This window comes from Enterococcus sp. AZ091 (assembly GCF_051714805.1).
GTDB lineage: Bacteria > Bacillota > Bacilli > Lactobacillales > Enterococcaceae > Enterococcus_D > Enterococcus_D gallinarum.
This window is the reverse complement of record NZ_JBIOSO010000001.1, coordinates 1,053,218-1,080,211: the sequence shown is the minus strand read 5'-3', so window position 1 is coordinate 1,080,211 and position 26,994 is coordinate 1,053,218. Positions and strand designations below refer to the sequence as shown.

Genomic DNA, 26,994 nt, shown 5'->3' with positions numbered 1-26,994 from the left:
ATGAGCGAAGCGAATTTTTCCACACGCCTGACGACACCAATGAAGTTCATTGGTGTAGCACAACGAACCAAAACTCCGTTTGGTGGGGGTAAGTGCGCACTAGTGATTTTCAGGGGGACCCCGATTTTCGTTTTCAATTGAAATAGGTTCAAATTTTAGAGAATAATCGTTCATTGCTTATTTCCTATTCCCCCCATTGAGTAGTTTTTTTTGACTCTTTTTCTTTCTGAAACCGTAGCGGTAGATTCCCTCGCACATAAGAAGAGAAAATCGTTAGAACCTCTTCTGTTTCTTCTACACTTAAGTGAGATAGATCAAAATATTTTTCTAATAAAGCCCCTTTTTGAATCAATCGACGGGTTCGTTTCTTCCGTTCCATGGATTCAGTCGACTGATTTTTGAGTAATTGTTGTTGGATTCTCTTTTTTTGAATCTGTTCTTCTAAAGTTAGAATTTCTTCGTATCGTTTCTTCATCTAACTGACAATCGCTTGTAAATTTTCTTTGTTTTGTTCAACGATCTCTTCTAATTCTGAGTAAAACAATTCTGATTCTGCGCTAATTTCCAAAAATGAAATACCGTGTCGCTCTAAAATCTCTAAAACCTTTTCTCCTAATTCACTAACTTGTTTCTTGAGTAACGTTTCTCGACGCTTTTTTAATGCTTCAATCTCTTTGTCTAAATCATAAACTGTTTTTTTCTTAGGAGCCTTTTTCTTTTTCTTTTCCAGTTCTTTCATGTTTGATTGATTTTCTGCTTTCACCTGCGAATGACTTAATTCATATTGTGTTGGTTGATTTATTATTTCATGATTCATTGGTTACTTTCCTTTCTTCAGTGATTTCTTTTTCATTTGCGAAAACGATACAAATTCAAGATAACCGTTTTCGTTCTGACGAACGATGGCGTCATAGGTTTTCTTTTCCTTGGTTTTAATTCCTGTGACAGTTGTTTCTTTTCCTGCGATTAACTCTTGAACATTTTTCTTTGTTAACTTCTTGTGTCGGAAGTTGTTTGTTAAAGTGTAACGACAAGTTGGATAATTGGAACAACCATAAAAATCTTTTCGTTCCATCAGAACACCTTCACACTTCGGACACGAACCAACGCTCGCTGCTTTTTGTTCCTCTGAACGTTCTTCTTGATAAGTCGTTAGATCTAGTTCAGAAACAAAAGAAGGAACTTCTTCGATCAAGTGAACGAGAAACTTTTTAATGTTCGTTAAGAAGTGTTCTTGTGTGCCTTCTCTTTGGCCAATTAATTTTAAACGCGTTTCCCATTTCGCTGTCATTTCTGCACTCGTAAACAACTTCTCACCAGAGGCTGCTTGGCAAAGAACTCTTCCTTTTGCAGTGATAAGTAGTTTGTTTTTCTGTGACTCAATATATTTTTTGTTCTTTAGTGTTTCGATGATGGACGCTCGTGTAGCTTCTGTTCCGATTCCTTCGACTTCTTTTAAGATTTCTTGTTCGCTCTCATCGTCAACGGTTTTTCCGGCAGTCTTCATAGCCGTAATCAACGTACCTTCGGTATATGGTTTAGGTGGGGTTGTTTCCTTTTCTACTATGCCAATAGAAAGTGTGACTGTTTCATTAGCGGTTATCTTTGGAAGTTTGGTCTGAGTTTCAGTGTCTTTTTTTGTGTCTGTCTTTGTGTCTTCTTTTTTAGTTGGAAAGATTTCTTTCCAACCTTGAACGGTTGGCACTTGACCTTTTGCTTGAAACAGTATGTCTCCGACATTCACTTTGACAATTGTTTCTTCATACTCATAATCAGGAAGAAACATAGCAACCGTTGTTCGTGCGACTAAGAGATAAATGTTTTGTTCCAAAGAAGAGAATTTTTGAAACTGTTCATTCGTTGGCACTTGTTTCGTTAGAATGATCGCATGGTGTTCTTGTACTTTTTTGTTGTTCACATATTGTTTTCTTGGTTCAAGTTGTGTCAATGGCAAGTCAACGGATAAGAACGAACAATACTTCTCCACATGATTCTTTAAATAATCAAATTCATTTTCTGTAATATAAGGAGTATCTGTTCTTGGATACGTTAAAAGTTTTGCTTCATATAATTTCTGAACTGCTTTTAACGTATCGTTCGCACTCGCTTTAAATTGTTGGTTTGCTTTTGACTGCAAACTACTTAATGAAAACAATGCAGGACTTGTAGAACGCTTTTGTTCTTTTTCGACAGATTGGATCGTTGCTTCTTGTTCACCAATAATCGCATGCTTGTCTTTGACAAAAGAAAAAACCTCCTCTTGCTTGTTAAAGCGTTGAGAAGGTTCTAACGTGACTTTAAATGCTTGTTCCTGATGAAACACATTCCCTTCCAACTCAAAGAAGGGTTCTTTTTTAAATTGCTCGATTTGTAGTTGGCGTTGATAGATCATATAGAGAGTTGGGGTTTGGACTCTTCCTAAAGAAAACGTGCCATTGACGCCTTTTTCTTGTAGTAACAAACTATACAAAGGACTGGCATTCATTCCAACTAACCAATCACTGATCTGGCGTGTTTGCGCTTCTTCGTAATAGGGAAGATAGTCTTTTCCTTCTCTCAAATGCGTGAATCCCTCTCGAATCGCTTCTTTTTCTAAGCTATTGATCCACAAGCGTTTGTATACTTTGTCTGGCGAATAAGCTTTCGCATGATGAATGATACTCCAAGCAATATTTTCTCCTTCACGGTCGCTATCTGTTGCGACAATGATCGTGGTTGCTTTTTGTAACAATTCCGCTACGATAGCAAATTGTTTTTGTTTGTCTTCTGGTACGCTGAATTGGTACTGTTTCGGAAAAATCGGTAACGATTCTAGTGACCATTTTTTCCATTCTTCTTTGTACTTATCCGGCGAATCTAATTCGACTAAATGGCCAAAACCAAACGTGACAAACGTTTCATCGTGGAAAATAGAATCTTTCACACGAAAATAGCCGTATTCTTTTGTATAAGAAGAAAATGCACTTGCGTATGCAAGAGCTTGGCTAGGTTTCTCTGCAAGAATTACAGTGGGCATAATAATAATTTCCTCCTTAATTTAACTTTATTTTTCACAACTTATTCTAATCAACTTCGTTTCTCCCCTCACATGACTAGTAGCTATACTCATTTATTTATATGGACTAGCTTTCACTTCCTCTACTATTCTTTCTAGTTCTTCTGGATCTGGAAAGCTATCATATTTTCCATAGCATTGCACCACTCGATACCTTCCATTTTTTCTTTTTTTGATCTCAACGGTGTATCGATGCTCTTTTCGTTCATATTTCCAAATAATTGATTTTCCTCTTTGAATCCTATCTAAATAGCTATACACGCAATGGTGCATGTTCGCTCCTTCTAAAAACAACTCTTTGTTTGTTTTGATAAGTGTAAAACATGGGTTTTTCTTTAAATGTTTTTTTAAATAGTTGTATTTTTCATGTTGTTTTAGCTTAAAGTCTTTTAATCGTTTTGCTTTTTGCAAGTTATATTTTCTTACCATTAGATCATGGGTTCGTTCCAGCCCTTTCACAGTTCTAAATTTGAACGTTACTTTTTCCTTCAATTCAAAACTCATGGACAAATAGTCCCTTAAAATGACTTGATAATGGTTTAGAGAGAACGCATCGTATTCTTCCTCTTCTATGTCTTTAGACAAAATCACCATACTTACGTAAGAAACAAGAAGATCGATACAAAATTCCTTGCTATTTTTTCTTCCGCCATGAAACAACTTAGAAGGAAAAATATCGTCCTTATTTTGTTCAACGGAGGCTAAAATTCTTCGGAATTGTTTCTCAGAAACCCTTGGTTGTATCTTTTGTAAAGCATACGTATAGCGCAAAGGATACTTATTCACTTTTTTTGAGAAAAATTGTTTAGGATACTTCTTACATAGTAAATCATACTTATTTCTTGCTTGAACAATTTCAACCCAAGTAAATGGAAGCCGATCTTTTTCTTTCATCATTTCTACAATGAAAGGATTGACTTGGCGAAAAATCGGTATACAAGAATAATCCATATACGTCAATGATCTTTCACAGTTTAAAGGAAAAAATTTGTTATTACGTTTTTCTAAAATCGTAAATCCATTAGACTTGTCTTCTAGGAAACTGTGTGTATTGATCCGATATTGAAAATCGATGCCCGAATGATCCGTCCCAAAAAGATTCATTTGGTAGATTTTTCTAAGAATCAACTGTTTAAACGTTAAACAAATGTATTCTTCTCCAGTAGGATCGGACCACTCAAATAGGTCTTTTTCGGTAAACCGATGTCGTTTAGAGTAATTCAATTGAACAAAATACTCCTGGTCATACAAAAAATCAACCGAACGGATAAAGGTGCTATTTTGTTCAATCAGCTTCTTCGCTTCATGTACTTTAGAAAGCAAGCGCGATTTTTCTGGTGCAATAATTCCTTCATCCGAACACACAAAGGTTAGTTGATCGGCATTTTCTTCTAATTCTAAAAGCTGTCTCAATGTTTCTTCTTTTTCTAGTGAAAAGTGGTAAAAACGCCTTTTTACTTCTGTAAAAAAGGACTCTATAGAGAGTAATGACAAGATGAATCACTCCGATATAGCTTTTCTTAGTTTCTTTTATTTATCAGCAAAACAATAGGAGCTTTCCTAGATTGAAAGCTCCTACTCATTTCCTATACCCTTTTTTTCCACCAGATCAAACCAGAAAAAAGTGTACAAAGGCTTCCTACAAAACTAAGAGTCAGATTTATTTCTTCCCCAGTTTTAGGTAAAATATTCGTTTTACCATCTGCTGTTTTGACTTCAATATTCCCACTAGGCAGTTTTTTCACAGGAATGGATGGATCCTCTACTAAATTCCCTTGCGTATCTTGTACCAATGGCACACCGTCTTTTACCCCAACAATCGTTTGACCAGTCGCTGTTTTTAATGGTGTAGTTGGCGTTGGTACATGACTGATTTCTTTGATATCACTGGTTACGATCGGTACACTCGTTCCTTGAGTAGCACCCGTCGTAATTTTTCCAGAAGTATCCACCGACACCGTGACTTCTTTTGCCGGAGCTGCTGGTTTGTCTTCTTTTGGTTTGGTGTCTTTGTCTTCTTTGGGTTCTTCTGTTGACTGCTCTTCAGACGGTTGTGTCGGCTCTTCTGTTGGTTGTTCGAGCTCTTCACTGGTAGAAGGCGTTGTTGGTTGTTCCGTCGTAGAAGAACCCGTTTTGCTGCCTGGTGTTTCTGTTGTTCCTGGTGTTTCCGTCGTGCTTGTTCCAGGATCTGTTGGCGTTGTCGGCACTATTTCCTCTCCTGATGACTCACTCGGTGGTGTCACAGGAACTTCCGGGGTATCTGGGACTGTTGGTTGGCTTTCTCCTCCACTAGTCGGTGGAACGACAGAATCTGTTGGGGGTTCTACACTAGGTGTTGTCGATTCCGTTGGTATACCAACAGGTGTACTAGGATCTGTTGGTATTTCAATTGGTGGTGTATTGGGATCTGCTGGAACTATTTCCTCCGCAAAAGATGCTGTTGCTCCCATTAATAACATTGCACTAAACAAACTGCTTAAAATTATTTTTTTCATTATTTTTTTTCTCCTTTACATTGACGGCATTTTTATCGATCGTTGTGGTGCTCGGTAAATTTCAGGCATTTCTTGTGAGTGATTCGGTTGTATATTTGGTTGATTGCGTGATAATTTCTTCAAATGTAAATTACTTGGATCATTGATTTCTTCTTCGATAGAAGACTCAATTTTGTGGAATAACGATTTTAGTTCCTTATTTTCTTCTGAACCAATCGTTGATTTTCCAATCTGATAATCAAGCTCCCTAGCGAATATCGCTGCTTCATCATTCCAATCAAAATTAGGAAGAAACGGCTGGTTGCGATTGATTTTTTGGAACAACTCTGCCTCTTTTTCACTCAATCCTTTGTAGGTTTCTTGAATGGCTCGGCGTTGTTCTGCCTGATTATCAAAATATCTATCCATTACTTTTGGATTACTCTTTGTCTTTATTAATTCTTTATACCGATCTACTGCTTCGGCAAATTCTTTTTTATCATGGCGCAGCGCTCGCCTTTCTTGTAATCCTAAACGACTAAACTGTTTTACTTTTTTTAACTGTTCTTCACGGTTGTTGATACTGACAGACAACATATTGATCTTTGATCGCAAACCTTTTTTCTCAGCAATAGTATCCATTTGTCTTCCTCCTTCAATTAAAAAATTTGCGTTTTATCAGAAAACGACCTCGTGAATTGCTTTCTCCAAGGTTTTAAAAATATTTTCGACTAATTTATTCATCGATTGACTAAAACGTCTCATATCGCAAAATACATACATTTCCACGCATCTCGTTGTTTTAAACACATAAAACATAACCCATGACAATGAAAAAAAGAAGGACAAAGATATAAAAAATGGTTTCTAAACTATCCATCCTCCGTTCCTTCTTGCGCTGTTCTTCTTGTTCCTTGATTCGTTGTTGATTACACACTCGTTGCTTTTCCGGTACAGAAATGAAGTAACACTTGTAATAAATAATTTTGTGATCCGCACCAAAATGCGCTTCACAAAAATAGCCCGCTTCTTCGATGGCTTGAATCACTGAAGGATCAATTGGTTCATACTCCCATGACAACGTGAGCGAATCTGCCCAATCATTCTCTTCTTGATACATTCGAATCCCCTCAAGTAATTCCTCTGCCGTATAACAATCACTACAAGAAAACATCCCAATTCACCTCTACTTATAAATAAAAGGCAGCACACTCATGAGTTGTGCTGCCTTTTACTGAAGAGTAAGCGATAAGGAGCTTTCCCCCTTCCGGTTTTTAGAATCTTGTGAGTAGTCTAATAACCAACTCTCTTACTCTTTCTTGATCATTCCAAATTGTCTAAAAACAAGCGGCTAGTTATCGCTAACCGCTTGTTCGTCCTACCTAGTCTTTGACTTTGTATAAGTCATAACCAATCAATCCTGCCGCAAGAACAAAGATCAGTCCGATAATCATCCATACATGGTTATCTTCAGATCCTGTTTTTGGCAACATAGGCACTACAGAAGCTGCTTTCACTGGTTGTGGCGGTTTTGGTGCTCCCACAATTTGTACCGTTTGATCTTCGTTTGTTAGATCTACATTGTGTTTCGCCACTTCTTCAAACGATTCTTTGTCATCTTCTGTTTTGGATTGAAGCCATTCCGCAAAACTTAACCCTTTACCTGCTAAGTTACGACCGTCTACCAAAAATTCAAACAAGAATTCCATGGTTTCTTTGTCTGCCGTAAAGATTTTTTCGGCATGTGTGCCTTCAAATGGCGTGCCGTCTGGTGTTAAATAGCCTTGAACTATCAACTTGTACAACTGACCGATTGCTAAACCGTCTACTTTGACCCATTCCAACACGGTTTGATTTGGCAAGGCCAAGATCTCTTTTCCACCATTTTTATTGGTAGCTTTGGTCGTAATGGTTGGATTAACGATTTTGATGGTTTGGTCTTTATCAGTAATATCTGCGTGAGAGGCTAATAATACCCCGTCTCTGAAGAGTTTTTCAAAGACCACCACTTCTTTGCCTCGCAACGCACGGGCGTCCAACACAAAGTCTAAGTTGACTGTACCGTCGGTACTTTCTGCCACAAAGGTTAACGTACTTGTAATTTCTTTGTCGTCTACTAACACTGGTTGTTTCGTTGCTTTATCCATTAATACCCCATTGACGGTATAGGTTCTACCAATGATCAAATCATGGTATTTCACAGCGTCTGTAATGGTGACTTTCGTTAATGGATTGACCACTTTCAAGCCAGTTGTTTTGTGTGTAGCGGTGGTGCGAACACCTGGATTCGTTACCCGTACCGTTTGCCCTTCATCCGTAATATCTGCGTGAGAGGCTAATAATACACCGTCTCTGAAGAGATCTTCAAAGACAACGACTTCTTTGCCACGTAATGCACGGGCGTCTAGGATAAAGTCTAAGTTGACTGTACCGTTGGTACTTTCTGCCACAAAGGTTAAGGTACTTGTGATTTCTTTGTCGTCTACTAACACTGGTTGTTCGGTTACTTTGTCCATCAAGATTCCATTGACTGTATACGTCTTTCCTACAATCAAATCATGATAGGCAACTGCATCGGTAATCGTTACAACAGCCAATGGATCAATCACTTGTAAGCCTGTTTCTTTGTCTGTTGCTTTGGTGCCAATTGCTGGATTTGTGATACGTACGGTTTGCCCTTTATCATTAATGTCTTTGTGGTTTGCCAGCTCTTCGTCATTTCTGAAAAGACTTTCAAATACGACGATTTCACGACCATTTAAGTCCGTTAGATCAAAAGTAAATGGCACGATCACCGTTTCGTTTTCTACTTTGGCAATAAAGCCAACACTAGTTTCTACCGTATTTCCATGCACAAGCAACGGTTCACCGGTGGCTTTGTTCATCAAAACACCTGAAATGGTGTATTCTTTACCGACAAACAAGTTGGTATAAGAAACACTGTCTTTAATGACGATCGTTTCTAACGGATCCACCACTTTTTCCCCGTCTTCTTTATTCGACGCTTGTGTTTCAAGTGTTGGTGGAATCAAATAGTTGCGTACAGAAACCAGCAGCGTTTCCCCATCATCTGGCGCATTTTGTTTGAAAGCAACGGTGAATGCTTGTTTGTCTGTATTTGGTTGGAAGCTTTCTAATGGCGCTTTTTCTGTAAAATAGTAAGCCCCGGCTACTAAACCTTTGACCACAAGCTCACCGTTGGTATCAGTGGTGTATTCCCCTAAAGCTTTTCCTTCGCCGTTATACAGCGTAAACGTCACACCGGCAAGCGGTGTTTTCTTCTTGTTCCATTCTTCATACTTGAACAATTTCACGTTTTTTCGTGCTTGACGGTTCGCAAAATTGATCACTTTAATCGGTTCTGTATCATCGGTAATCGAGAACACCAACGGTGTTTTGTTTAACACATAGTTTTTGGGTGCGTTGATCTCTTCGATACGGTAGCGATTGATTCCATACGTAAACGTACCGTTCGTAACAAGGTAGCCTTTGTCATTTGTCCGGAAAATATCCGTTACTTCGGTATCGTTTGGAATCGCAAACGTAACATACTCATTTGCTAAAGTATCAAAGATCTTGAACTCCGTATTAGCAAGTGGAATCACTTTGCCTGTTTCTTGATCGACTTTGACAATTTTCAGCTGTTGTTCAATGATTTGGTCTTCTAACACGTAACGGAAGGTTTGACCTTGTTCGGAAATCGTTACTTCGAACGGTTTAAACAATTTGTATCCTTCCTTGCCTTTCGTTTCAGAAACAATATAGGTGTCAACGACAACTGCATTTTTACCGAAGGTAAAGTAACCGTCTTTGTCAGTCAAGACTGCTTTTACGACTTTACCCGTTGTTTTTGAGGTCAATGAAATTTCAATGCCTGCAAGTTTTGGTTTATTGTCAGGATCATTTGCGTCCACAAAATCTTTATTGCCGACTTTGACCCCTTCAATCGTTCCTTTAATCACTTGATCTTTTGCCGTTGTTTCCACAGTGACTGTTTCTACTCCTTGACCGGCATAAACAAGATCAAAAGTAAGTTTGTTTGTGTTCAAGTTGTAGCCAACTGGGGCTTTTTCTTCGAGCCAATAGTAAGAAGAAAGTTTCAGATCTCTCACTTCTGCTTGAACTTTCCCATTGATATTTTTCAACGTAACAGATTTGATTTTTGTGCCGTCTGCTTGGTAAAGTCCATAGACTGCACCTTCTAAGGTCGCAGCACCTTGTGCGTTGTTTCCAGTTTCTGCATCTTGTTTGAAAATGCGCGCAATCCCTTTTTGTTCTTGGTTTTCAATGTTTTGAGTCACATTTGTGATCTCGACATCTTGACCGGCATAGGTCAACTCAACCGTCCAGGTAGCAGTGTTTCGCACGTAGCCGGTTGAAGCAGTGGTTTCTTTGATCGTATACGTCCCTAAATCTAATGCTTTTGTTTGCGCTTTTCCTGCATCATTCGTCGTAATTGTATCTACAGGATCACCTGTGATCGTTGGTCCAGCATATACTTCAAATACATTTCCTGCCAACGTATAACGATCACTTGGCATGTTTTTACCAAATTCTACCCCGGATTTATCGATCGTAATCGTCCCTTTTTGCGCATCGTTTTCAAGGGTCACTTTGATTGTTTTATTCGCTTCAATCGTGAAATCTTTGCTTGTTTTGTTCAAAACGTAACCGGTTGGGGCTTTAATCTCAACGACTGTCCCTTTTGTGCCATGCGTGATATTCTTGATCGTCGCAATCCCTTTATCATTGGTTTTCACGGTTTGATCTTTGCCAGCAATTGTAACTTTGATTTCAGCGTTGGCTAAAGGTTCTTTTGTGTCTGCATCAATTTTCAAGATTTCAAGGTTGCCTTGTTTTAGTACATTCAAGTTTAAAACAGAACGTCCTGGGTCAAATGGATTTAGCACACCAATTGTTTGTGAACCCGATTTCTTATATACCATTGGAGCACTAACAATTTCTAATTGATCTAATTTTATTTGAGCTTTTTCCGGTGCATTTTCCGTTACAGTAATAATGAGCTGATTTCCTTGTATGGAAGCATTCACTCCTGTTGGAACGTCAATGCTTTTTACTCGAGATAAAAATCCATTTGTATCATTCACTTTTATCGTTTCGCCAACTTTGACTGTTTTTGTTTGATTATCAAATGAAGCTCTTGTGTGGAATTGATTAACTAATTTCTGAATCGCTGCTTTGCGAGCTTCATAGTTCAATCCATTTGTAAGAACAACTTTTCTACCTAATACTTCTCCAATCATTAATTGTGTTGTAAAATATTGTTCCTTCGATTTATCCGGATTATTAACATATCCAAAATAAGAAATCAAAGTGATTTGTCTTCTCTTATTAACATCTTTCAAATACGTATCCAAAGCTTCTGTAGAATGAACTTGTCCATTTCCATCAAAATCAACTCCTGGTTGAATACAAAATGCGGCTTGCCCATTGACCGTAAACATCGGAATGGCATTGAATGTAAAACCTTTACGCCCTGGATCATCAACAACTGCCCAATTATAACCTTGTCCCACTAAATTTTCACGAACAATATTATCATTCGCGGCACGTGTAGAAACGGCGGCACGACGAACACGAGCTGCCCGAGGTTGCGTGACAACGAACGTTTCTTCTACTTCTTTATCCGACAACGTCGTTTCTTTCGTGTCAGAAGCGACTACAAAGTCTTCGGTCTTTTCTTCCGTATCCTTAGTGTCTACAAGTGGTTCCTCTGGTTTTTCTGTGTCAACAGCGGATACATCCGTTGCTTTTTCTACAGAAGGTTCTGTTAAGGCAGGCACCTCAGATACTGGTTGCCCTTCTGGTGTCAGTTCCTCTGGTATTTCTGCCGACTCTGTTGGTTCAGAAGAAGATGTCGTATTCGACGTACTTTCTTCTGATGATTCCGGTAAACTGTCTGTTTTTGGTGCTTCTGGTTCTACCGGTTGTGTGACAGCTGGACTGTCCCCTGGATTTTGCGCTTCCCCAATCGTTTGATCAAGAGCTGCTTTTGAGTTGGTTGTCGGTGCATCGGTCTCTGGCACGGGTTCAGCTGGCGTTTCAACAGCTAAGTCTGCTTCTTCTACCGATTGAACTTCAACTGCTTCAACGGGAGCTGGGGCAGTTGTTTCTACTGTGGGTTGACGTGGTTCATTCTCTTCTGCTTGCGCTTGAAATGTCCCCGTCAAAAAGCAGAACTGAGAAAATGCCAGAAGCGCAGCGGCTTTTAACCATTTCTTTTTCGTTCTTGTCCTCACAAGAATCGCTTCCTTTCTTAAATTTTTCTATAATAAAACGCCGTTACCAAAAATTGATAACGACGTGAATGGCTGGTTTTATTTTAGTGGATTAAATCCGGGGATCTTGCCCGTGGAAAATTTCTCATTGTATTTCACTCCAAACAAAAAAGAGAGCAGCAAATTGCTGATCTCTTTTTTTGATTTATTCAAATTAATATTTTTCAATAAAATTAACTGTCCACGATCCTGTTGGATTGTAATCTTTATCTAGTAATTGAATTCCTTCAAAAGCATGGTCGTACCATTTACTACTCGTATCATTAATTTCAGCATATCCATATTCAGAAGCCGCTTCTGCTGAATCAAACACTTTCCCGCTATTTCCCATATTAATAGGGGTAGTGTCTGGTGTGGTTGGTGTTGTCGATCCGCCTTGTTCCCCACCTGTACTTGGTTGTGTCGGTGTCGTTGGTTGAGTGGACGTGCTTGGTTTTTCCGCTGGTTTGCTTGGTTCCGTTGGTTGACTTGGCGTAGCTGGCTCACTTGGTTGAGCAGGTGTTTCTACTGTTCCTGAAGAAGTTGTTGTCCCGGCAGTAGAGCTAGCTGTCCCCTCAACAGAACCGTTTGTCCCACTAACTGCAGCACTTGTGCCCTGACTGCTTGTAGCCGTTTTGTCGCTAGTCGCAGGTGTTCCTTGCTTGTTTTGTAATTGAGAAGACGCGGTTGTTCCTGGTGCTTTTTCTTCTACTTGTTTTGCAGGCGCTTGTTTACCTACTGGTTTATTGGCATCATTCTTATCTTGTGGGGTTACCACTGATTGCGCAACTGTTTCTCCCTTATCGTTCTTAGCTGTTACAACATTCCCGTCAAACACTAGCGTATTGCCTGCGTAGATCAGATCCACATTCGCAATCTTATTCAGATCTGCGAGTTTTTGTACCGTCAAATTGGTTGCCTGACTGATTCTCCACATGGTATCCCCCCAGACAATCGTGTATTGATTGTTTTTTGCTTTCGCAATGTCTGCTTTGATTTGATCCACTGTACGTGGTGTCCAAACCCGATTGACTTCTGACGCCTGTGCATCATTCCCACTTGCGAAAAATACCACGCCTGCCGCTGCTCCAACAATCACACTCGTTAACAACGTTTTTTTCATACTCTTTTTCTCTCCTTGATTTTTTATTTTTGCTTTTATTTATCAACAGTTTGAAACAAACTGTTATTTCTGTAAAAACATTTTTCGAATTATATTTTTTGTATTTTGTTCTCTTTTTTCAATCGCTCATACTCATTTTCTACAAGCTGTCCAACGATTCCTTGACGAGAATAGTTCACGTGACGATTCTCTTTCTCCCAAGCTTCTTTAATAGCTTCGATTTGTTCACGTGTGATCACATCAATTCCTATGCTATAATTTTCTTTTGCTTTTCCCATCATCTACTCCTTCAAACACGTTATTTAAGATATCTTATATTCTTAGTCTAACATGCACCCCCCCCCCCCCCGTCAATATTTTTTCGATAGTTTTTTTATTCTTTTCTTATTTCTTTTTGATTTATTCTCGCTAGATCGATCCCCAATCATTTTTCCACTTTTTCATACTAGATTATTCAGATCTGCTAATGTATTGCTAGGCATACAATCCCTCTCTTTTCATTTCTGCATATTCAGCCACTATTGAAGCTAACTCAGTGGCTTCGATTCTAAATTCATGCGCCCATACACACCCTTTACTGATGTGTATGTGTGTCTGGGTTTCGTCGATAAACGCCATTGGAAGAAACAAAATGTACGGATCCGTCATCCCTTTTTCATGTTCACTCTCAAGAAAAGCAACAATACAATCTTGGTCTCCAGTGACTCTGATTTTCCAATAGGCAGCTCTGTTGTTGTTCACATGCAATGAACTATATTTGACATCAATGGTGAACTGATCCACGACAAAGTCAAAACAAGGGTTATTTTTCTTAAATACTCTATTTGCGTCCACCGCTTTGGGAACCAACTCCTGAAAGCGTTGTTCCGCTAATCCACCTAACTTTTGTGCTTTCGATCCATAATTGATTTTATCTTGGATCTTTAACACCCCTGCTTTTGCCAGTAAAATCTGTAAGCGAAAAGCAGGCAGTTGCGTCTCATTTTGAGTTAAGGGAAAATTACACCCATTTTTCACATAGAAATCAATAATTTCTTGTCGTTTCATTTGAATCACCTCGTTTCGTTTTCCTCTTCTCCTCCAATAAGTGATACTTTTCTCGTAGATACGTCAGTTTCGATCGAGGAAGCTGATACTCTTCGGATAGGCGTTTCATTTTTTCTCCTGCAAGTAATCGAGAAACAACCTTTTCTTCTAATCCTGGACGCAAATCAAAGAAATACTGATTGGATCGTTTTTGAAACGCTTCTTTCGCCTTCTTGACGAACAGGATCGATGGGCATGCCTAAAATCACGAGCAACCGATCCCGTCGTTTGATTGCTTGCGGATCATCCGCCCAATTCGGGTGGCGTTCTTCATCGGTCAATTCAAATAATTCTTTTCTCGCCAGCTTTTTTACTGTCGCATTCCCCTCACTCATTCTTCTTCTCACACTCCTCTAACTCCAAGTGCTGATCAATCTGATCTAATGCTTGGTGAATGCGTGCCAGCGAAATCCCAGAAGCCTTAGCTAAAGAAACAATACTAAACAGCGTGAGCGTTAAGGCATCGGATGCGCTTAAATTCCCTGCACTTACCGACAAATCATTCCCCTGTTTTTCAAACACCACACAACCATTCACTTCTTTATTCATCTTCTTTTCGTGCCCCTTTCTTTTTTGCTTGGCTGACCGGTACGAGTATTCCATGTTGAAAATCATGTTTGTTGGAATTTTTTTCGGCTTCAATGGTCTAAATACAAGGAGATACAAATACTCGCACCAGTCAGCCAAGCACTCATTTCCTCTTTTTTCTCTTTCTTTCCTGTTGTATACTTGATTTGAGCTAGTTTTCATATCATAGTTTCATGGATACCCACTAACCCTAAACAATCTAGCTCAGTGACTGTCGTTTATCCTTTCACGACAGTCTTTTTTATTTGAAGCGCTTGGGTCGCTGTTCCAGCAATGCACAAATTTGAGCAACCATCCAATGCATGTAACACCCCAACAAACGATACATTCCCCAGAAAAACAAACAGGTGCAAAATAGCATGATGCCATACACGACTTGGCTCATTTTTCCTCCCCCTAACGAATATCAACATCTGGTAATACTGCACTTGGCTTAATGGTGATTTTGAACTGATATTGATTTGTTTCTTGCCATTCCAATTGTTCCACGATATAAACCGTCGTTGGTGATAAGCCTAGAAAATGCTTTTGAAATTGATCCTCGCCAGTTTTTGCAGTAATCTCCAACTGATTATCGCCTGTATCTGCTGCAATAGAAAAGTTTCCTTCAACGGTATACAGTACTTCATCCGTTACAGTATTGATAAACGTCACTTTTCGTAATACTTTAAAATTATCGGCATCTTCACTCAAATTATAGGAGGCAAGATCTGCATCCGTACAACCAGTGAGTAGGAAGAGCCCCATTAATACCAAAACCACAGATATGATTTTTCTCATTCGTTTTCTTCCTTCAAGCATTTCGTCGAATAGCTGACTAAACCAGCGATCCGTCAACTGCCAATAATGTCGGCTCACTGTCATTAATACAATCAAAAACTTGTACTGCTGCCTCTTCACTACCGATTGGCTTCCCTGTTTCTTCACTCACCGTATTCGCCATTTTTGTGATTGCCTCTGGTTTTTCAAGTTCCTTCATATACGCCAAAAATTCTCGCTTATTTTCCACGTTACAAACTACTTCTTCATAAAATTCCATGCAATTCTTTTTGTTTTCTGCTACTATAATCGCAAAATACGGATCATTCATTTCAAAAATTCTCATTTGTGATTTTCCTTTCTAATTGTTACTGATGATATGACTGCTGACTAGTAAACACCGACATTTTTCCCATAACACATAGCATCACATGTTCCATATTTAATGCCATATTTGTTCCTTTTCAAATCAAGTTTCCTGTAACAGTAATCGCAATACAGTTGATGTTCAGCTTCTGTACCAATCTTAGCAATCCACTGTGTGCGCTTTTTTTTGACGAGCATTCACAAAATCCCCTCCTGTTTGCTATTTTGGTGGATTACTGACTAATCTAATTTCTTTTGAGCTTTGACAAACAGCATTCCGTCCCTTTTAAGTTCTACTTTCTTCCATTTTTCCAATAGATCTCTTGTGTCAAAACCTTGATCAGTTACCACTGCATATCCGTTCACAGTTTCATGAACTTTGATCATGGTACTGCTACCAAGCGCTTGTTCTACCTGATCAACAAACATTCCAATGCATTGTGGATCATCATCAAAATCAAACAAGAATTTTTTTGTTAGTGCTGTCCCTTGCTTCATAGATAAACTAGCAATTAGTTTTTCAATATTTGCCAGACTTGCATCTTGGGTATCAATTAGATAGTGTTGCAAAGCTTTATGGATAACCTCGTGTTTTCTTGCATTTACAGACACATAGAAACGGCTCATTTCTTTAGCAACGCCACGTTCACAAAACTCATTAAAATCTGTTTCCAATTCATCTGGATATTTCTGTGTTAAAAAAGCTTTTGTCCGTTGCTTGAAATTTTGCAACTCAGAATTATCTTTATTTCTTGAGACAAACATCACTACATGATACGGTCTACCTTCATACCTTTTTGACATGATCTCCTCCTTATATTATTAATAGCGGCGACACTCGCATTAATTCGGATCTTCACAACGTACGTATTTTAATGCATGTTTGAAGAGTGTCATGTAAGTTCCTGTTCGGTTTCCCTCTTTGTCTAGTTGCGCAATCATAATATCGTACGTTGAAATGAATGATAAAATCCCCTCTATTCGCTTACTGTCCATAGTCACAACCGTTACTTTTCTGTTCAAGAAAAAGTTTAATCCTGTAGGCGATCGCTTCAGTCGTCGCTCATCCGTTTTCGTGTTCATTGGACCTTTTCTTTGCATTTTTGGTTCTTGATTCTTGTTCATTTTTTTAGTTTTCATCTTTTCGTTCCCTTCAAATTTTTACTTATTTTCCTAGCCTTTTTTCGTTTGCTAGTTTGTCTTTTTTACTTCTTTAACAGAAAAATAAAAAACGTCTGACTTCGCAAGGTTTCTAGCGTTCGCAACCTCAAACTCGTAGAAAAAATGGATCGCTCCCTTGAAAACGAGCGGACGATTACTCGTCATCTTTTGTTTTCATGCTAGCTGAGTCTTCGCAACTCCTTTTTCTAGTATGTGCCTCACCCATCCAAACGCACCGCTTTTTCTAGCCGTACTATTTTAGGCGTTTTATCCTTCCTAAGCCCCGAATAGGCACGCTGATCAACTTAGAAAGTTCTTTTCGTATTCAGTTGTCAATGATCTGGAAAAAACACATCAAAAATCAGTTTACGTGTGTCGCTTCGGTTCAACTCTAGTTCAAGAGATTCCTTCCACCCACAAATAATTCCTATCTGCTTCGTGTCCGTGTGCTGTTTTCAATGGCTTTTCACGCTAGTTTTTTTGAATAAACTAACAAACGAAAAAAGGCTAGTTTCTTGGATCAATGCGTTTCTTTCAATCTTGCGTATTGCTCTCGTAAAATGGTTAAGGGTTGTTGCGGACAGCCCCGACAAGCCACAATCTTTCCATCTAAGAAAATCGACTTTATTTGTGAAAAAAACAATTCTGCTTCTTCATCGATCCCTAATTCTCTGATGACGATCACTCGTTTCTCTCCGGAAACATCCTCAATGATTCGCTGGATTTTCCGCTGTGAAATTCTCCACCGCTGGCGATTGAACAAATTCACCTCACAACAGATTCTTTCTAAATGTAAGGGCGTTAATTTCACGAAATCTCCCCTCCTTATCAGAGATATATTGTAAAAGGCAATTGGCGCATTTTACTTTTAGCCTGTATCGGCTTCAAATAAATCCAGTTGTTCACTTCTACGATGCTTTTCTAAAAAAGGCGCTATAATCATTTCTAACTCTTCATTTGTCAGCGAGAAGAAGTGCTTTAAAAGAGAAAGATAGACTTCTTGCTTCTCATGTTTTCGTTGCAAACATTGCTTTAGAAATGATTGTATCGACATCAATAAAATCCCTCCCCCTTTTCCACGTTTACTACGATAAAAAATTTTTCTTTCTTCTCTTAACTCCTTTAACAATCGATCAAGACTGCGTGAAGGAATCCCTATCTTCTCTTGTAGCTCTTTTCTGGTACTTTCTATGTAAGCTAACCCTTCGGCTTCTACTCGTTTTAGATAATCTAAAAGATCTACTCGCCATTCATGTTTGTGGCTATATTCTCGTTTGTCTCGTGGCTTTTTAAATTTCCACCATCCTCTTCGCTGAATAAACAACTCTTTTTCCTGGATGTCTGAAGCAATCCATTCCTGGCACAATTCTAGTATAAAATCTCGTCGAGCTGCTCGATAATTGCTGGAATACGCACTCTTGACAATCATTTCAACTTCTTTTTCCGCCAAAGGCTCTTTTAAGCGTTCGTTAAACTCAAACATGTTATAGCCACATGTTTCTTGACTATATCCTGAGGAAAAATAAGCAAGTGAAAGCGTAAAGATCACGTTATTTCGTCCCAATCGTCCTTCTCCCCCGATAATATCTGCTTTTCGTAACAACAAATCAAACCAAGGTTCATCAACTTGGCGATACTCTTTTTTCTCAGGAAAAACAACTAGTTTCGCTTTCTTTTCTGTCTTTTGATCCGATGCTTGTTTCATCGACCAATTGATCCACTCGGAAAAAGAATACTGATTCTCTGATTCATAAAAGACAATATTTCTTTTGTTTGGAAATCGTGCAATGCCAAAATGATTGCATCCAATATCTACACCAACTAACTGTTTCGCCAATTGTGATCGGATAGTCATTGAAATCTGTTTTGCCACATCAATTACTCTAAAATTACTTTTGCTCGTTACATAAGCAGGTGTACTTAATACAAAATAGATCTGGTAGCCATGTTCTGACTCTAAAACCAATGTCGGCATAAAGCCTAACTGATCGATACACGCTAGAATGATTTCCCCTTCATGGTTTTCTTTTGAATCGATATCTACCACAAAGGTATTGATTTGCCTCAAATTTGTCTCTGAATGTCCTTTAACGATCGAACGATTTTCGTCCGTATATGTCCCATATCGATAAACATTCGGTGTCCAATGTGTAATCCTGTCAGTCTGTTCTTCAACCGCTTCTATAGAAGTAACAACAATTCCTCTTGAACCAGCTATGGCTCGTTTAGAATAGTAAATAAAGATTGCCCCTTTAATCTCCTCAACAAATCCTGACGGCTTTATATGACTATTTCTATATTTATAGGTACGCAATCCGTCTCTTAAAAAAATTTTAAACATTTTCTCCCTCCTCTTCTTTTGATCTCCTTACGAACAAAAAAACTCTGTATAAAATTGCTTACACAGAGTTTTTAATCATCGTTATTTAATTTTTCAAGAGAATTCCAATAATTAGAAAGTTCTAATTTATAGATTGCCATTCAGGTAAAAACTAGACACTTACACTATTTTTTTTCAGAATTTTTTGGCAATGCTAGAATCTGGGCATAGCGATCTTGCCAGATCCGCTCATACCAATGAATGATTTCAGCAGCTGACCAGCCTTCGGATGCATAAGTAGTCGTTGCTTGCTGATACAACACATTCTGATACCCTAATCCATGGGCAAATTTGATCGTGCCATCCATACAAAATTCAGTTTGCGCACCGATCCATTCGATGCTGCGAACATGGTGCTTTGTCAACAAGGACTGTAAGGAGGTATTGAAAAAGCTATTCGCATGAGTCTTGCGCAAAAACAAGTCGGTTGCTTGCACAGCCAAATCTGGATGTAAGAGCCATTCATCTGTTTGGTAGCCGAGTTCTTCTTCCTCATGCTGCACAAATAAAACGGGGCGTTGTGCATGACGGTAAGTTTGGATCCGCTGATTGGCAAACAACAGCAGCGAATCGAGATGATCCAGTTTGGTGCCATTGTTTGAACACACGCCTTTTTGTAAATCAACGATGATCAGAATATCTTGCATCCAATTCTCCTTTAGTTTTGGTATAAGATTCCTTTATCAGCCAACAATTGCTTTGCTTGCTCTAACTCTGCTGCTTCTTGGTAGCGTAACGTATGGAGATGGATCCCATTGGTCAAATCAGAAAGCAGGCGGGCTTGTGAATGCTGGTATTTCCGCATAAAGTCTGCGACATCTTGTTCCGTTTTGATCCGCAGATTCCCTGTTAATTCCCCATAAATCTCATGCTCAACGATCACATCAATCACTTCGATTCCGCAAGAGACAAATGTCAACAATTCTTCTTCTGTTTGTTCCGGACGGTGTTGCACAGCAAGTTTGCTGACATGACCTGTCTCACTTGCAGCTTCTAAGCGGTAACCGCGAGCGGTAGCCACGATAGCCTCTCCTGCTGCTCGCAACAAGGCAATGTCACCAACGATGATTTGGCGGCTGACACCTAACTCTCCCGCTAATTTACTAGCACTGATCGGTTTCTCGGCGGCCTGCAACTGCTTGATGATTGCTTCCCGTCGTGTTGCTCCATCCATCATTATCCCTCCAATTGATTCTTTTGATAAGTGCGAGAATGTTCCATGATCGACTCAAAGGTTGCGACAATCGTTTCTTCGAAGGCTTTATTGGAAACGGACTGGCGAACATTGTTCAAAACAGCTTCTTCCCGAGATTCATCCAGAACTGCTGTCTGTTCCTGTTTTTTCCATTGGACGATTTCACTGACTGCTGTCATGCGTTTTTCTAATAATTCTGTCAGTTCTCGATCAATCGCATCGATCGTCTCTCGTTGATGATCGATAGCAGCAACGACTTCTGTCGTGCTTTTAGTTGCGTGAGCGACATCTTTTGCGATCTCTTCGATGGTTTCACCAGATTCAATGATTTTGATGATCCGAGCTGGATTTCCAGCGATCACCACGTTATCAGGGAACGATTTAGTCACGACACTTCCCGCACCAACGACCACGTTATCGCCTAAGCGAACACCTGGAAGGATAACTGCACCGCCACCGATCCAAGCATTGTCGCCAACTGTAATTGGTGCGCCATACTCAAGGCCACTATTACGCTTGACTGGATGCAATGGATGAGAAGCTGTAAAGAGACGAACATTTGGTGCTAGCATACAGTTATCACCAAAGGTAATGGGACAAACATCTAAAAAGATACAATCATAATTGGCATAGAAATTTTTTCCAACTGAAATATTATAGCCGTAATCAAAGCGGACATTCGGTTCGATATAGATACGGCCAGCCACTTGACCAAATGTCTCTTTTAGCAGTTGTTCTTTGATCATCGGTTCGGATTCTCGATTGATCAAGTGCATTTGTTCTCTGGCAAATTTGCGATCGGCAACTAATTCTGGATCTGGTGAAAAATACAATTCACCAGCAATCATTTTTTCTTTTTCTGTACGTTCTGTCATAATGTGCCTCCATACTCCTTTTCAATTTTAGTGTGAGAGTTTTGCAAAAACTGTTTCCCCACTTGCTAAAACTTGAGGAGTCGTATTTTGTTCAAGCATTGTTTGGTTGATGATCAAGCAATTCTGGCTATTTTGATACTGCAACAAACCAGCAAAAGGATAGACTTGTAATGAGGTGCCTACCACGACCACTAGCTGTGCATTGGCAACAGCGTTGATGGCTGCAGTAATTGTTTCTTCGCTGAAACCTTCTTCATACAAGACGATCGCTGGACGAATCTGTCCACCGCAATCGGCATGATGCCAGTCTGTCAAATAGGTTTGCCAAGGAACTTCTGCACCGCATTGACGGCAGTAACAGCGGTAAAGGGTCCCGTGGAAATCAATACGCTGCTGACTCCCCGCCTGTTGATGGAGGCCATCAATGTTTTGCGAGACTACCCAAACGTTCCGTTCTTGAGCGAACTCTGCCATCGTCTGATGGATCACATTGGGCTTTGCTTCAGGATGGTAGAGATGTTTGACAAATTGATAAAATTTATCCGGCTCTCTGACCATACAAGTATGACTCAACAGATATTCTGGCGCTTCAATGCCATGATAAATCCCTTTCAAAGAGCGGTAATCCGGAATACCGGAAGGGGTTGAAACGCCCGCTCCTGTCAAAAAAGTGATAGACTCGGCAGCTTGAATCTTTTCGACAGCTGTTTCAATCGATACTAACATTTTGCTGAACTCCTTCCGTGATTGTTCTACTTTTTAATAGTATACCTAATTTCCCCATTTTTTATAACCATCATCCGCGATTTTTCACAAACCTTCCCTTGAGAAAGCCTCACAGGAAGGAAATCTTCACTTGGAATTTTCAGCTCATTTCATTGATTCTTTCATGACATTCTACAAAAAACGTGGTAAACTATTCACGAATCAAAGTGAGGTGAAATACATTGGTAGCATCTATTATTTATTGGGCAATGATCATCATCAGTTTCGGCTGGTTGGCAGTTAGCTTATACTTCTCTATTTTCTATTTATCTCGTAAAGAAAATGGAAATCTATGGGCGTTTGCTTTCTTAAATGTCATCACAGCAATCATTCAAGCACTCGTTCTATTGGTTTATCGTACATTAGGTCAAGACTGGGGCGTTACACAATACTCAAGTCTCATTTATTTAGCTCTAGGCTTATTACTAGGTCTGACAGTTATTCAAGCTGTCTTAGGCCGCGAACCAAAAGCCAAAGTTGCTTAAAGTAGCCGAAAGTAAAGAAAAGCAGTTCCCTTTTCCAAAGAAAAGAGACTGCTTTTTTTGTTGAAAAGAATTGACAAATCCACCTTTTTCTTCTACACTCGATTAAGTATCATAATCAAATACGAGTATCCTTTAACATTTAGGTAGAGGTCGCGAGGTTCATTAATCCTGCTGAGTGAAGCAACACGTCAAAAGCAGAGCTAGGGAACATCGCCGAAACAAAATGATTCTTGCTTGAATTATTTTGTTGGGACGCAAGTGAACAACTTGCGTACTGTCTTAGCTTGGCTAAGTTGCGCTATGTTTTGTGAAAGGTTTGTCGACGAAATTGTCAACAGCCGTTTTCCAATCATGGAGTACGGCTGTTTTTTTGTTACCTTTGCCTGTCTGTAGTGCCACTCGTGAAAGGAAAGAGAAAATGAAGAAAATGAATTGGTTTTGGGCATTTTTCGCCCTCTGTTTCACACTTGTCAATGTATCGATGACTGCTCATGCAGATGATCAAACTCCAGCTGATCAGTTTCGAGTGGGGATGGAAGCGGGTTATGCCCCTTTCAACTGGACCCAAACCACCGATGCCCATGGAGCGGTACCTATTTCTGGCGAGAAAGGGTCTGCCTATGCTGGCGGTTATGACGTTCAAATCGCGAAGAAAATCGCTGATGGTCTTGGCAAAGAATTAGTGATCGTCAAAACACAATGGGATGGCCTGGCACCTGCATTACAATCAGGGACCATTGATGCGGTAATCGCTGGGATGTCCCCTACAGCCGAACGACGGGAGCAAATCGATTTTACCGATCCTTACTACGAATCGAACTTAGTCGTTGTCGTTCAAAAAGATGGTAAATTCGCAAATGCGAAAAGTTTAGCTGATTTGACAGGTGCAAAAATCACCGCCCAATTAAATACATTCCATTACACAGTGATCGATCAAATTCCAGAAGTACAAAAAGAACAAGCCATGAAAGATTTTTCTTCCATGCGCGTCGCGTTGGCTTCAGGCATCATTGACGGGTACGTCAGCGAACGTCCTGAAGGCGTCACTGCTACAGGGGCAAATCCTGATCTGAAGATGATCGAATTTGCCGAAGGTCAAGGTTTTGAAACCAATCCAGAGGATGTCCAAGTTGCCGTTGGTATGCGCAAAGGTGACCCCGATGTCCAAAAGGTCAACGAGATTCTAGCGACGATCCCTCAAAGTGAACGCACGAAACTCATGGATGCGGCTATCGAAGAGCAGCCTGCGGACACCAGCGGAGATTCAGCGAATCAAGGTCTGCTGGCCGATTTCAAAAAAATCATCGATGACTATGGTTCTCTATTTTTACGAGGGGCAGGATTGACGCTTTTCATTGCGATCGTTTCTACTGTCGTCGGATTATTGATTGGTCTATTAGTCGGTGTCTTTCGGACGCTGCCAGCTGCTGAAAATCCTGTAAGTCGCTTTTTCCAAAAATTGATCAATGCATTATTGACGATTTATATTGAAGTTTTCCGTGGCACACCAATGATGGTACAAGCTATGGTCATTTTTTATGGGACTGCTCTAGCATTTGGTGTTTCCATGAATCGTACGATTGCGGCATTATTGATCGTTTCTATCAATACAGGAGCCTATATGTCTGAAATCGTCCGTGGCGGGATCTTTGCAGTGGATGATGGCCAATTTGAAGCAGCACAAGCAATTGGAATGACTCACTGGCAAACGATGTTCAAAGTTGTCTTGCCACAAGTTATGCGAAATATCTTACCAGCAACAGGTAACGAAATCATCATCAATATCAAAGATACTGCCGTATTGAGCGTAATCAGTGTCGCCGATCTTTTCTTCCAAGGAACATCGGCTGCCGGAACAAATTATCAATACTTCCAAACATTTGCGATCATCGGTGCAATCTATCTCGTTTTGACAATCTCTGCGACTCAAATTTTACGTTTTGTTGAACGCAAAATGGATGGTCCTAGTTCTTATGTCAAACTAGAAGATATCAACCCAGAATAAGGAGGAAGACAGATGTCAGCAATTATCGAAATCGATCATTTAAAGAAAAGTTTTGGCGACAATGTCGTTTTGAAAGACATTAGTCTTTCGGTCAATAAAGGTGAAGTCGTAACGATTATCGGCTCCTCCGGTTCAGGGAAATCCACACTGCTTCGGTGTATCAATCTTTTAGAAAAGCCAACCAGTGGAAAAATCATTTATATGGGCGAAAATGTCCTAGAAAAAGGATACAGCTTACCAAACTATCGGACTCATTTAGGGATGGTGTTCCAGTCCTTCAACCTTTTTAATAACATGGATGTTCTGGAAAATTGTGTCACGGGCCAAGTCACTGTTCTAAAAAGAAATCGCGCCGAAGCAGAAAAAATTGCTCGGGAGAATTTGGAAAAAGTCGGCATGAGCCGCTACGTCAAAGCAAAACCGGCTCAATTATCTGGTGGACAAAAGCAACGGGTAGCCATTGCCCGGGCATTGTCAATGGATCCTGATGTGATGTTATTCGATGAACCAACTTCAGCTCTTGATCCAGAGATGGTCGGAGAAGTTTTGAAAACGATGAATGCGTTAGCTCATACTGGGTTGACTATGGTCATCGTGACCCATGAGATGGGCTTTGCTAAAGAAGTCTCTGACCGAGTGATCTTCATGGACAAAGGTGTGATCGCTGAAGAAGGCACGCCAGAAGAAATCTTTATCCATCCAAAAGAACAGCGGACGAAAGAATTTCTATCGCGGGTACTTAATTGATCCTGTGCTGAACTAGGGTACAAGTTGCAGACAAAATGATTTAGACGAACAGTCAGTGCCTTCCTGTCTTACAAGAGGGCATTGCTCGTCCTTACCGAATCATCTTCTTGTCGCTTGTTCCCTGGTTTCTTTTTTTGGCCTGGATCAACTAAGAGTTGCTATTTGATCATTTTTTTGTTATTTTTTTTAAAACTAGAGAACTATAGGAGTAAGTTGATATGAAGAAAAAGTTACGTATTCAAGACTATTTGTATGTTGGTTCTATGTTGTTTGGTCTATTTTTTGGTGCGGGAAATTTGATTTTCCCAGTGCATATGGGACAAGAAGCTGGTAGTAATGTAGCCCTTGCCAATTTAGGTTTCTTAGTGACCGGAATTGGGTTACCATTCTTAGGCGTTATCGCATTTGGTCTTTCCCAAAGTACGGGTGTCTTCGAATTAGCTTCACGGATCAACCGCCGTTATGCCATTATTTTCACTGTGTTGCTTTATTTAGTGATTGGTCCTTTTTTTGCACTCCCTCGGTTAGCCACAACTTCCTTTGAGATCGGACTTGTACCCTTTGTTTCCCAAGATCTCCAAGCACCCTTGTTGGCCGTATTTTCACTATTATTCTTTGGGGCTGCGTGGTGGTTCTCACGCAAGCCTAGTAAGATATTGGATTACGTAGGAAAATTCTTGAATCCCCTCTTTTTGGTATTGCTTGGCTTACTTTTAGTCTTTGCTTTTACGCAGCCAATGGGTACAATCCAAGAGGCACCTGTTTCTCCGCTTTACCAAGAACACGCCTTCTTCACCGGTTTCACAAATGGGTACAATACGTTGGATGCACTAGCCTCATTAGCCTTTGGCATCATTATTGTGACTGCGATCCGTAACATGGGTATCACGAAACCTTCCGAAATCGCGAAAGATACGATTCTTTCTGGCTCTATCAGTATCTTTCTGATGGGGATCATCTACACATTGCTTTCCTACATGGGAGCGATGAGCCTAGGAAAATTTGCGATCAGTGCCAATGGTGGGATCGCTTTAGCACAAGTAGCCAATCATTACTTAGGCCGCTCTGGAAGTCTGCTCTTAGCATTGATCGTCATTTTAGCTTGTTTGAAAACTGCGATCGGATTGATCACCGCATTTGCCGAAACCTTTGCAGAATTGTTTCCTGCAAGAAGCTACTTGTTTTTCAGTGCTGTTGCCAGCATTCTACCGGCGATCTTTGCAAATATTGGTCTGACGAAAATCATTGAGTTTTCAACTCCTGTTCTGATGTTTGTCTATCCGCTGGCCATTACATTGATTTTGTTGGCGATCATTAGTCCATTGTTCCAGCATCGTGCCAGTGTGTACCGTATGACCACTTATTTCACCCTGGTGGCAGCCGTTATTGACGGATTAAATGCTTGCCCGGCATTGATTAGAGACACTGCTGTCGTTCAGCAGTTATTGAAATTTGCAGAGCAATACTTGCCGTTCTTCAAAATCGGCATGGGTTGGCTGGCACCTGCAATCATCGGTTTCATCATAGGTCTCGTTTGGGCTTGGTGCAAAAAAGAACCGAAATCCGTCAAAAATCATTAATTCATTAAAAATGACCTACCATTTTTGAAAGGTAGGCCATTTTTTTTGATAAAAGACTGACAGTTGAAACAA

At 39.9% G+C, this 26,994-nt stretch carries 28 protein-coding genes and 1 riboswitch; of the genes, 4 read left to right on the top strand and 24 right to left on the bottom strand.

Annotated features, from left to right (window positions below; genetic code table 11):
* Positions 1–184: 184 nt before the first annotated feature.
* The 24 genes from IGJ28_RS05560 to IGJ28_RS05445 all read right to left on the bottom strand — a co-directional run bounded on the left by IGJ28_RS05560 (position 185) and on the right by IGJ28_RS05445 (position 22,066).
* Complete coding sequence (locus tag IGJ28_RS05560) at positions 185–475, bottom strand: hypothetical protein (protein ID WP_438845254.1); 291 nt, start codon at positions 473–475, stop codon at positions 185–187.
* Positions 476–817, bottom strand: a complete 342-nt coding sequence (locus tag IGJ28_RS05555) for a hypothetical protein (RefSeq protein ID WP_438845253.1) — start codon at positions 815–817, stop codon at positions 476–478.
* A 3-nt stretch (positions 818–820) separates the two neighbouring features.
* A complete protein-coding gene (locus IGJ28_RS05550) occupies positions 821–3,016 on the bottom strand; it encodes a DNA topoisomerase 3 (protein WP_438845252.1) in 2,196 nt (731 codons plus the stop codon).
* Positions 3,017–3,109: 93 nt separating this feature from the next.
* Positions 3,110–4,006: a PcfJ domain-containing protein gene (locus IGJ28_RS05545; RefSeq protein ID WP_438845251.1), complete on the bottom strand. Its 897-nt coding sequence runs from the start codon at positions 4,004–4,006 to the stop codon at positions 3,110–3,112.
* A gap of 635 nt (positions 4,007–4,641) precedes the next feature.
* Positions 4,642–5,550 (bottom strand): LPXTG cell wall anchor domain-containing protein, encoded by a 909-nt coding sequence (locus IGJ28_RS05540; RefSeq protein WP_438845250.1) that lies wholly within the window; start codon positions 5,548–5,550, stop codon positions 4,642–4,644.
* 15 nt (positions 5,551–5,565) lie between these two features.
* Complete coding sequence (locus tag IGJ28_RS05535) at positions 5,566–6,171, bottom strand: hypothetical protein (protein WP_438845249.1); 606 nt, start codon at positions 6,169–6,171, stop codon at positions 5,566–5,568.
* 160 nt (positions 6,172–6,331) lie between these two features.
* Complete coding sequence (locus IGJ28_RS05530; RefSeq protein ID WP_438845248.1) at positions 6,332–6,703, bottom strand: hypothetical protein; 372 nt, start codon at positions 6,701–6,703, stop codon at positions 6,332–6,334.
* Positions 6,704–6,911: 208 nt separating this feature from the next.
* The gene (locus IGJ28_RS05525; protein WP_438845247.1) at positions 6,912–11,789 is read right to left on the bottom strand and encodes a VaFE repeat-containing surface-anchored protein; all 4,878 of its coding nucleotides are present in this window, start codon (positions 11,787–11,789) and stop codon (positions 6,912–6,914) included.
* Between the two features lie 193 nt (positions 11,790–11,982).
* Positions 11,983–12,930, bottom strand: a complete 948-nt coding sequence (locus tag IGJ28_RS05520; RefSeq protein WP_438845246.1) for a LysM peptidoglycan-binding domain-containing protein — start codon at positions 12,928–12,930, stop codon at positions 11,983–11,985.
* Positions 12,931–13,019: 89 nt separating this feature from the next.
* Positions 13,020–13,208 carry a hypothetical protein gene (locus IGJ28_RS05515; RefSeq protein WP_438845245.1) on the bottom strand — a complete coding sequence of 63 codons (189 nt, stop codon included), beginning with the start codon at positions 13,206–13,208 and terminating at the stop codon, positions 13,020–13,022.
* 196 nt (positions 13,209–13,404) lie between these two features.
* Positions 13,405–13,977, bottom strand: a complete 573-nt coding sequence (locus IGJ28_RS05510) for a hypothetical protein (protein WP_438845244.1) — start codon at positions 13,975–13,977, stop codon at positions 13,405–13,407.
* Between the two features lie 164 nt (positions 13,978–14,141).
* Positions 14,142–14,351, bottom strand: coding sequence for a hypothetical protein (locus IGJ28_RS05505; RefSeq protein ID WP_438845243.1), 210 nt, complete (start codon positions 14,349–14,351; stop codon positions 14,142–14,144).
* Positions 14,344–14,766 (bottom strand): hypothetical protein, encoded by a 423-nt coding sequence (locus IGJ28_RS05500; protein WP_438845242.1) that lies wholly within the window; start codon positions 14,764–14,766, stop codon positions 14,344–14,346. Before IGJ28_RS05500 ends, IGJ28_RS05505 begins: the two co-directional genes overlap by 8 nt.
* 79 nt (positions 14,767–14,845) lie before the next feature.
* A complete protein-coding gene (locus IGJ28_RS05495) occupies positions 14,846–14,989 on the bottom strand; it encodes a hypothetical protein (protein ID WP_438845241.1) in 144 nt (47 codons plus the stop codon).
* A gap of 11 nt (positions 14,990–15,000) precedes the next feature.
* Positions 15,001–15,384: a hypothetical protein gene (locus IGJ28_RS05490; RefSeq protein WP_438845240.1), complete on the bottom strand. Its 384-nt coding sequence runs from the start codon at positions 15,382–15,384 to the stop codon at positions 15,001–15,003.
* A 37-nt stretch (positions 15,385–15,421) separates the two neighbouring features.
* Positions 15,422–15,709 carry a hypothetical protein gene (locus tag IGJ28_RS05485; RefSeq protein WP_438845239.1) on the bottom strand — a complete coding sequence of 96 codons (288 nt, stop codon included), beginning with the start codon at positions 15,707–15,709 and terminating at the stop codon, positions 15,422–15,424.
* A 260-nt stretch (positions 15,710–15,969) separates the two neighbouring features.
* A complete protein-coding gene (locus IGJ28_RS05480) occupies positions 15,970–16,533 on the bottom strand; it encodes a hypothetical protein (RefSeq protein ID WP_438845238.1) in 564 nt (187 codons plus the stop codon).
* Positions 16,534–16,572: 39 nt separating this feature from the next.
* Entirely contained in the window at positions 16,573–16,869 is a 297-nt protein-coding gene (locus IGJ28_RS05475; RefSeq protein WP_438845237.1) for a hypothetical protein, read from the bottom strand.
* A gap of 541 nt (positions 16,870–17,410) precedes the next feature.
* Positions 17,411–17,701, bottom strand: coding sequence for a type III secretion system protein PrgR (locus IGJ28_RS05470; RefSeq protein ID WP_438845236.1), 291 nt, complete (start codon positions 17,699–17,701; stop codon positions 17,411–17,413).
* A gap of 57 nt (positions 17,702–17,758) precedes the next feature.
* Complete coding sequence (locus tag IGJ28_RS05465; RefSeq protein ID WP_438845235.1) at positions 17,759–19,231, bottom strand: primase C-terminal domain-containing protein; 1,473 nt, start codon at positions 19,229–19,231, stop codon at positions 17,759–17,761.
* 164 nt (positions 19,232–19,395) lie between these two features.
* Entirely contained in the window at positions 19,396–19,917 is a 522-nt protein-coding gene (locus tag IGJ28_RS05460; protein WP_003128133.1) for an isochorismatase family protein, read from the bottom strand.
* Between the two features lie 11 nt (positions 19,918–19,928).
* Complete coding sequence (locus IGJ28_RS05455; RefSeq protein WP_060813229.1) at positions 19,929–20,447, bottom strand: transcription repressor NadR; 519 nt, start codon at positions 20,445–20,447, stop codon at positions 19,929–19,931.
* Positions 20,447–21,340: a chorismate mutase gene (locus tag IGJ28_RS05450; RefSeq protein WP_208774328.1), complete on the bottom strand. Its 894-nt coding sequence runs from the start codon at positions 21,338–21,340 to the stop codon at positions 20,447–20,449. Before IGJ28_RS05450 ends, IGJ28_RS05455 begins: the two co-directional genes overlap by 1 nt.
* Before the next feature lie 27 nt (positions 21,341–21,367).
* The gene (locus tag IGJ28_RS05445) at positions 21,368–22,066 is read right to left on the bottom strand and encodes an NAD-dependent protein deacylase (RefSeq protein WP_003128130.1); all 699 of its coding nucleotides are present in this window, start codon (positions 22,064–22,066) and stop codon (positions 21,368–21,370) included.
* Between the two features lie 221 nt (positions 22,067–22,287).
* Here IGJ28_RS05445 and IGJ28_RS05440 point away from each other — a divergent pair, with 221 nt between their 5' ends.
* The 4 genes from IGJ28_RS05440 to brnQ all read left to right on the top strand — a co-directional run bounded on the left by IGJ28_RS05440 (position 22,288) and on the right by brnQ (position 26,922).
* On the top strand, positions 22,288–22,590 hold the full coding sequence (locus IGJ28_RS05440) for a hypothetical protein (RefSeq protein WP_003128127.1): 303 nt from the start codon (positions 22,288–22,290) through the stop codon (positions 22,588–22,590).
* 136 nt (positions 22,591–22,726) lie between these two features.
* Positions 22,727–22,899, top strand: a riboswitch (Lysine riboswitch).
* Positions 22,900–23,008: 109 nt separating this feature from the next.
* Positions 23,009–24,595 (top strand): ABC transporter permease subunit, encoded by a 1,587-nt coding sequence (locus IGJ28_RS05435; RefSeq protein WP_003128126.1) that lies wholly within the window; start codon positions 23,009–23,011, stop codon positions 24,593–24,595.
* Positions 24,596–24,607: 12 nt separating this feature from the next.
* Positions 24,608–25,342 (top strand): amino acid ABC transporter ATP-binding protein, encoded by a 735-nt coding sequence (locus IGJ28_RS05430; RefSeq protein WP_003128125.1) that lies wholly within the window; start codon positions 24,608–24,610, stop codon positions 25,340–25,342.
* Positions 25,343–25,560: 218 nt separating this feature from the next.
* Complete coding sequence (brnQ, locus tag IGJ28_RS05425; RefSeq protein ID WP_003128124.1) at positions 25,561–26,922, top strand: branched-chain amino acid transport system II carrier protein; 1,362 nt, start codon at positions 25,561–25,563, stop codon at positions 26,920–26,922.
* Positions 26,923–26,994 lie beyond the last annotated feature (72 nt).